This is a genomic window from Capnocytophaga sp. oral taxon 380 str. F0488 (genome assembly GCF_000318255.2).
GTDB classification, from domain to species: domain Bacteria; phylum Bacteroidota; class Bacteroidia; order Flavobacteriales; family Flavobacteriaceae; genus Capnocytophaga; species Capnocytophaga ochracea.
Genome location: NZ_KB291185.1, coordinates 85,786 through 92,589 on the forward strand (window position 1 = coordinate 85,786; position 6,804 = coordinate 92,589).

Annotated in this window: 4 protein-coding genes; all 4 read left to right on the top strand. The window is 43.3% G+C overall.

The features are described from left to right. The first annotated feature begins 379 nt into the window (after positions 1–379). Positions 380–3,391 (top strand): TonB-dependent receptor, encoded by a 3,012-nt coding sequence (locus HMPREF9078_RS03050; RefSeq protein ID WP_009419277.1) that lies wholly within the window; start codon positions 380–382, stop codon positions 3,389–3,391. Between the two features lie 16 nt (positions 3,392–3,407). Then, positions 3,408–4,946 carry a RagB/SusD family nutrient uptake outer membrane protein gene (locus HMPREF9078_RS03055; protein ID WP_009419278.1) on the top strand — a complete coding sequence of 513 codons (1,539 nt, stop codon included), beginning with the start codon at positions 3,408–3,410 and terminating at the stop codon, positions 4,944–4,946. Positions 4,947–5,034: 88 nt separating this feature from the next. After that, entirely contained in the window at positions 5,035–5,859 is an 825-nt protein-coding gene (locus HMPREF9078_RS03060; protein WP_009419279.1) for a LamG domain-containing protein, read from the top strand. Then, positions 5,852–6,625 carry an alpha/beta hydrolase-fold protein gene (locus HMPREF9078_RS03065; protein ID WP_009419280.1) on the top strand — a complete coding sequence of 258 codons (774 nt, stop codon included), beginning with the start codon at positions 5,852–5,854 and terminating at the stop codon, positions 6,623–6,625. Before HMPREF9078_RS03060 ends, HMPREF9078_RS03065 begins: the two co-directional genes overlap by 8 nt. Positions 6,626–6,804: the final 179 nt, after the last annotated feature.

Below are 6,804 nucleotides of genomic sequence, written 5' to 3' on the forward strand. Positions count from 1 at the left end.
TTCCTATAAGCTCTCTATAAGCTAACCCCACCCTGCTTACAGCCTTTTTTCATCAAAAACTCCCTCTCTCCTCTTCCGAATTACTCCGTTTCCTTCCGAAAATCCTAACCAGTCAGATTTGTCCGACAAGTCAGACCTGTCAACCCCCCTTTTTTTATTACTACCCATTTTCTAATTCTCTCATTTTCTAATTTACTCAATTTTTTATTCTTTTTTGCTTTCAGAAATATCTAACAATCAAAATATTGCATTTTCTTGTAGTACTTTTGACGTAGTACGTCATTTCGTTAATTTTTCATTGTAGTAGTTTTGACGTAGCTCTTTTTTTGGAGACAAAAGAAACTTTTAGCAATTTTGCGGTGAAAAAAATCAACAACATATGGAAATAAAGAAAATATTGTTTTTCTTCCTGATGTTTTCTCTAACCGTTACCCTGCACGCTCAACAAATTACCGTACAAGGTACCGTTTATGAAGAAGGGACTAAAAACCCCATTCCAGGAGCAAACGTAATTGTAAAGGGTACTACCCAGGGTACTTCTACCGACTTCGAAGGGCACTATACACTTCCCAATGTGCCCTCCAATGCCGTCTTAGAAGTCAGCTTCGTAGGTATGCAGACCCAAAATGTAAAAGTAGCAGGACGCTCCCGCATTAATGTTACTTTAAGAGAAAATACTCAAGAGCTCAAAGAAGTAGTAGTGATTGGGTATGGAGCCGCTCAGAAACGAGACCTTACAGGCTCTATTGTCAGTCTTAAAACCGATGAATTTGCTGACCGTCCGTCTACCAATCCCTTAGCCTCTATCCAAGGAAAGGTAGCTGGGGTGCAAATCGTTAATACAGGGCGAGCAGGGCAAGACCCCGAAATCCGTATTCGCGGTACAAACTCTATCAACGGCTATACACCTCTGTACGTAGTCGATGGGATCTTTACCGATAATATCAATTACCTCAACCCGCAGGATATCGAGTCTATGGAAATCCTCAAAGACCCCTCTTCTCTTGCTATATTTGGGGTTCGTGGTGCCAATGGGGTGATTATCATTACCACCAAAAAAGCCAAAAAAGGACAAACCATTGTGAATATCAATTCTTCCGTAGGACTCAAAATTGTGGAAGACCGCGTTGCAATGACCGATGCCGAAGGCTTCAAAACCCTCTATAACGAGGATTTAGCTAACAAAGGGGCTGCCCCTTTCGATTATACACTTTATCGAGCTAATACCGATTGGCAAGATGAAATCTTCCGCCGTGCGTGGGTGTCCAACCACAACGTGAGTATAGCCACCTCAGGCGAGAAAGGACGCTTTTATATGGGGGCAGGTTATACCGATGAAGAAGGTTCTATCAAGCACGAAAAGCTCACCAAATACACCCTTAACCTCAGCAGCGATTACAACGTAACCGACTTTTTGCGTTTTGGTTTCCAAGCCAACGGTTCACGCACTCTCCCTATTGATGCCAAAGGGGTAGCTACCGCTTTAAAGGCGGCTCCTATTGTAGCACCTTACGACACTCAATCAGGATTGCTAAATGTTATGCCTAACTTCCAGCGAGCTCAAGTGTGGAATCCGCTTATCGATGTCGAAACACGTGCCAATCACAACAAAGGGGTGAATCACCGTTTAGCGGGTAATGTATATGGTGAAGTCGATTTCTTAAAGAATTTCACTTTTAAAGCCACCCTTTCTATGGATTATCGCATAGGTGAAAACCGCGCCTTCTCTCCTATCATCTGGGTGTACAACCCCGATACCCAAATAAAAGAAAACCTTACTGAACGAGAGAGTATCAGTCAATCTAAGTCTACCACTATCGATACTCAGCAGGATTATATCCTTACCTTCAAAAAGAAAACGGGCAATCACAATGTCACCCTCACTGGAGGACTTACTACTAACTATACCGAACATAGTTCGCTTTCTGCTGGTAGAAATCAACACCTGAACGATATTGTGTTCGGTATCCCCGAAAATCCCGATAAATGGTGGATTTCTTCTATCAGTGGTACCAATCTATCCAATGGCAGCGGTCAGCATCGTCGTTTTACGATGTCGTATTTAGTGCGCAGTTTGTACAACTACGGCAATCGCTATTTGTTCAACGTTTCTTTCCGTCGTGATGGGGCTTCAGTATTCCACCGCTTGGGCAATACGTGGGATAATTTCTATTCCTTTGGTGCAGGTTGGGTAGTGAGTGAAGAAGCCTTTATGAAAAACCAAAAAGTAGTAGACTACCTCAAACTAAAAGGCTCTTGGGGGGTATTGGGTAACCAAAACACAGGTGGTAGGAACTATCCTACTTACCCATTGCTCAGTAGTTCGGGTAGCGCTGTCTTTGGCGACCGTATTATTACCGGGTATGCGCCCTCTTATTTGGTACAAAACTTGGGTTGGGAAAAGACTTATGCTTGGGAAGCCGGCGCTGAGTTCCGTTTCTTAGGCAATCGCCTCAGTGTAGAACCTGTGTACTATCGAAAGAAAACCAAAGACCTCATCGTGTTGCTCAGCGGTATTGCTGGAGCTAAGAACTCTTTGGAAAACCTCGGTGAAATAGAAAACAAAGGTTGGGAGTTTTCACTCTCTTGGCAAGACCAACTTAAAGAAAGCGGTTTTAGCTATGGTGCAAGTGCTAACCTTACTACTATCGACAACAAAGTGCTATCACTCGGTAGAGGAGAAAAAGATGCTCTTTACGAGCACAATTTGGTAGCGCGTACTTTGGCAGGTTACCCTATTGGGCACTTCTATGGTTATAAGGTGAAAGGAGTCTATCAAACCTATGAAGATATCGATACTTCGCCTGCTAACAATATAGCCACCGTAAAACCTGGTGATCTCAAATTTGAAGATATAAACGGCGATGGTGTGATAGACAATAAAGACCGTACGATGATAGGGAACCCTACCCCCGATTTCACCTATGGATTTAGTGTAAATCTCGGTTATAAAGGCTTTGATCTCTCTGCCGAGTTTATGGGAGCTTACGGCAACGAAATTTACCGAGGTTGGGGTGAGAGCAACTATGCAACCCTCAACTACCAAGCCCACCGCTTGAACCGTTGGCACGGCAAAGGTACTTCTAACTGGGAACCTATATTAGATAGCAGTAGGGCTATCAATCAAGAAAACTCATCGTACTATATAGAGGATGGTAGCTTTTTCCGCTTACGCAACGTGCAGTTGGGCTATAGCTTGCCACAAGAGGTTATACAACGCTTCAAGGTACAGAAATTGCGCTTCTATGCCAATGTGCAAAACCTCAAAACTTGGCATAAGAACACGGGCTATGTACCCGAAATAGGAGGTAGCGCCTTAGCTTTCGGTATTGATACGGGTACCTACCCTATGCCTATGATTGTTACCTACGGGGTAAACCTTACATTTTAATTAACAATTAGCAATTATGAAAAAGAATATATATCATATTATAGCAATAGGATTGATGACGGCAAGTGTTGTCCTCTTTACTCATTGCAACAAGTTCGACCAAGAGCCGCAAGGCGAATGGGTTGATGGCGACCAAAATGGCGTATCGGGTGCTTATGAAGCCGATGTGTTTACATTGTACGCCAAATTGCGCGGATTCTCTATAACCTCAGGGAATACAGCTTTAGCTATTCACAGCTTTCGTAGTGAAGATGCCGAAAAAGGCTCTATTGCCAGCGATAATGCAGGTATGGCTGCAATGTTCGATGATTTTAACTATATAGCTAGTAACGGAAATATCAACAGTTATTACAAGGACAATTTAGACGTGGTTCATCTCGCTAATACCGTACTCGACAAAATCAATAAGGCTGACCAAAGTACTCTCACCGATTCCGATAAGATAAACCGCGGTGAAGCACACTTTTTCCGCGCCTTTGCCTATTTTAACTTAGTGCGCGCCTTTGGCGAAGTACCTCTTATCAATTTCCGTATCTATAAAGATGAAGATGCCAATAAACCTAAGGTAAGCGTTGATAAAATCTATGAACTTATCGATGCCGATCTTACCGCTGCCGAAGCTGCCTTGCCGCGCACTTGGAGTGCTGTATATGTAGGTCGCCTTACGTGGGGTGCAGCTCGCTCTCTGCACGCCAAAACCTATATGATGCGCTCTAATTGGCAAGCGATGTACACCGCCAGTACCGATGTAATTAATAGTGGTTTGTACAACCTTAGTACCCCTTTCAATAAGGTGTTTAGGGAAGAAGGCGAAAACTGCCCTGAGTCTATCTTGGAACTCCAGTGTACTGCCAATGCACAATACCCTGCTTCTAACGAGGTAGGTAGTCAGTTTGCACAAGTACAAGGCGTGCGTGGAGCAGGGCAGTGGAACTTAGGTTGGGGGTGGAATTGTCCTACCCAGCTTTTAGCCGATGCTTTTGAAGCAGGTGACCCTCGCAAAGATGAAACTTTGCTCTATTTTGCCAAAAGTGAAGCCGAAGCCAATGCTATGCAACCCAATGCACCTTATAATGAAAAGCCTATAGCACAGAGCAACGTGGTAAACAAGTATTACAACAAAAAAGCTTATACCAATCCCGCTTTACGCAATACTTATAGCAAAAGCGGACATTGGTTTAATATTCGCCTTATTCGTTATTCCGATGTGCTCTTAATGGCTGCTGAAGCTGCTAACGAACTTGGTAATAGTGCCCAAGCGCTCCTTTATTTAGAGCAAGTGCGCGCACGGGCTCGTGCGGGTAACAATGCGATTCTTCCTGAGGTTACGACTACCGTTCAAAGTGATTTGCGTACGGCTATTCGTCACGAGCGCCGTGTAGAGCTCGCAATGGAGTTTGATCGTTTTTACGACTTGGTACGCTGGGGTATAGATGTGGAAACCTTCCATAACGCGGGCAAAACCGCTTATCAAATCAAACACCGCTTATTGCCTTTACCTCAAGCACAAATAGATGGCTCTAATGGTGTGCTCATTCAAAATCCTGATTATTAATTAGCTAACAGGTGTCAGGTATTAGGTGTCAGCTGTCAAGTAACATCACGTCATCTTTTACCTTTTACCTCTTATTTCTTATCTAAAAATGAAAAAGTATATATTTTATATCAGTTTTATGGTAAGTCTTATAGCTTTTACCAGCTGTTATCAAGACTTAGACCAAGACCCGCCTTTCGATTATCCTGAGGAGGTAATTCCTCAGTACAATCCTCAAAAGCTTTTGTTTACTTTTGAGGGCAATGTGAAAAATGTGAGTGGTTACAAAGTTCCTACACTCTCTAAGGGCAATATCACCTATACGGAAGGGAAAAAAGGTAAAGCCTACCAAGGGGGTGAAGGTACTTATGTTTTTATCTCCCCTCGCACAGCGCGTTTTGCAGGCGATATATCTCTGAAAGATACGATAGCTAACCTCGGTAGTTTTACAGTAGCTTTCTGGATGAACTGCCCACAAGTGAACAAAGGTACCGGTATCTTTTCAATTTCCAACACTAAAAACTTCTGGGGTAACCTCGATATTTTCTTAGATGGAAATCAAACGGCAGGTGAAGGACGCTTTAAAGTGTTTTTGCGCAATGGTGGTAAAGACAAATGGGTAGAAAAGAAATTCTCAGGGACAATAGATGAATGGGTACATATGACTTTTCGCTATAATAGTAAAACTGAAAAGTTTGATATATTAAAGAATGGAGAAGAAGTATTTGCTACTACCCTTACAGGTTGGGGGCGAATTACCTGTAACGATATGGGCGATTTGGTGTTAGGAACTTTTAGTTTCCAAACCGATCCTCCTCAATCGTCTGCTAAAGCACAAACTTGGGCACAGTCCTTCCCTGGCAAGTTAGAAAACTTCGCTTTCTACAACAAAGCCCTTACCGATGAACAGATAAAAGCTTTGTATAATGAGTAGCCGTTATTATGTTTACTTTATAGCACTCTTACTTTCCTTTCCTCTTTCTGCTCAGAATGAGGCGTATACCAAAGGCGTATATGTGGATAAGCAAAAGAACAGTATGCCTTATCGCTTTCTTCAACCTAAAAAAATGGAGAAAGGCAAGAAATACCCTTTGGTGCTCTTCTTGCACGGAGCTGGCGAAAGAGGGAACGATAATGAAAGTCAGTTGCGCAATGGGGGCACGGTGTTTAGCAATCCTGCGAACCGAGATAAGTATCCTTGCTTTGTGCTCTTCCCGCAGTGTCCTGAGGGTGCGTATTGGTCGCTTGAAAAGCGTCCTGAAAAAGGTTACAAAAGCGGTAATCCTTTACCAAAGGACACTCCCATTACCAGTCATTTGCGGTTGGTGAAGGAACTTTTAGACGAGACTTTGGCTACATATCCTATCGACCCTAAGCGGGTGTACATTATGGGCATTTCGATGGGTGCGATTGCTACTTTAGATATGGTGTATCGCTTCCCCGATACCTTTGCCAAAGCTGTCTCGATATGTGGGGCGACTAATATAGAGCGTATGCGTGAGTTCAAAGGGAAAACAAAATTCCGTTTCTATCACGGTGATATCGATGATGTGATACCGGTGACTTACTCGCGCGAAGCCTATGAGGCGTTGAAAAGCACTGGCAAGAAAGTAGAATACATAGAGTTCTACGGAGCTAATCACAACGCTTGGCATCCTGCTTTTAACACCAAAGACTTTTTAGAATGGAGTTTTAAGTAAGGGAAATGAGGTGCGAGCCGCACAGGCAGTGTGAGCCACACGGGCAGTCGTAGCACGACGGGCTATTAACTTTGGCAAAGTGTATACCCCTAAAAGTGACATATTTGAGCTATCGGAAGAAAACGGAGCAATTCGGAAGAAGGGAGGGAGTGATTTTGGTGAAAAAAGGCTGTAAGGAG

What these genes read in the sequence shown, in the direction of transcription:
- HMPREF9078_RS03050 (WP_009419277.1), top strand. Translation starts at nt 380, where the DNA reads ATGGAAATAAAGAAAATATTGTTTTTCTTCCTGATGTTTTCTCTAACC.
- HMPREF9078_RS03055 (WP_009419278.1), top strand. Translation starts at nt 3,408, where the DNA reads ATGAAAAAGAATATATATCATATTATAGCAATAGGATTGATGACGGCA.
- HMPREF9078_RS03060 (WP_009419279.1), top strand. Translation starts at nt 5,035, where the DNA reads ATGAAAAAGTATATATTTTATATCAGTTTTATGGTAAGTCTTATAGCT.
- HMPREF9078_RS03065 (WP_009419280.1), top strand. Translation starts at nt 5,852, where the DNA reads ATGAGTAGCCGTTATTATGTTTACTTTATAGCACTCTTACTTTCCTTT.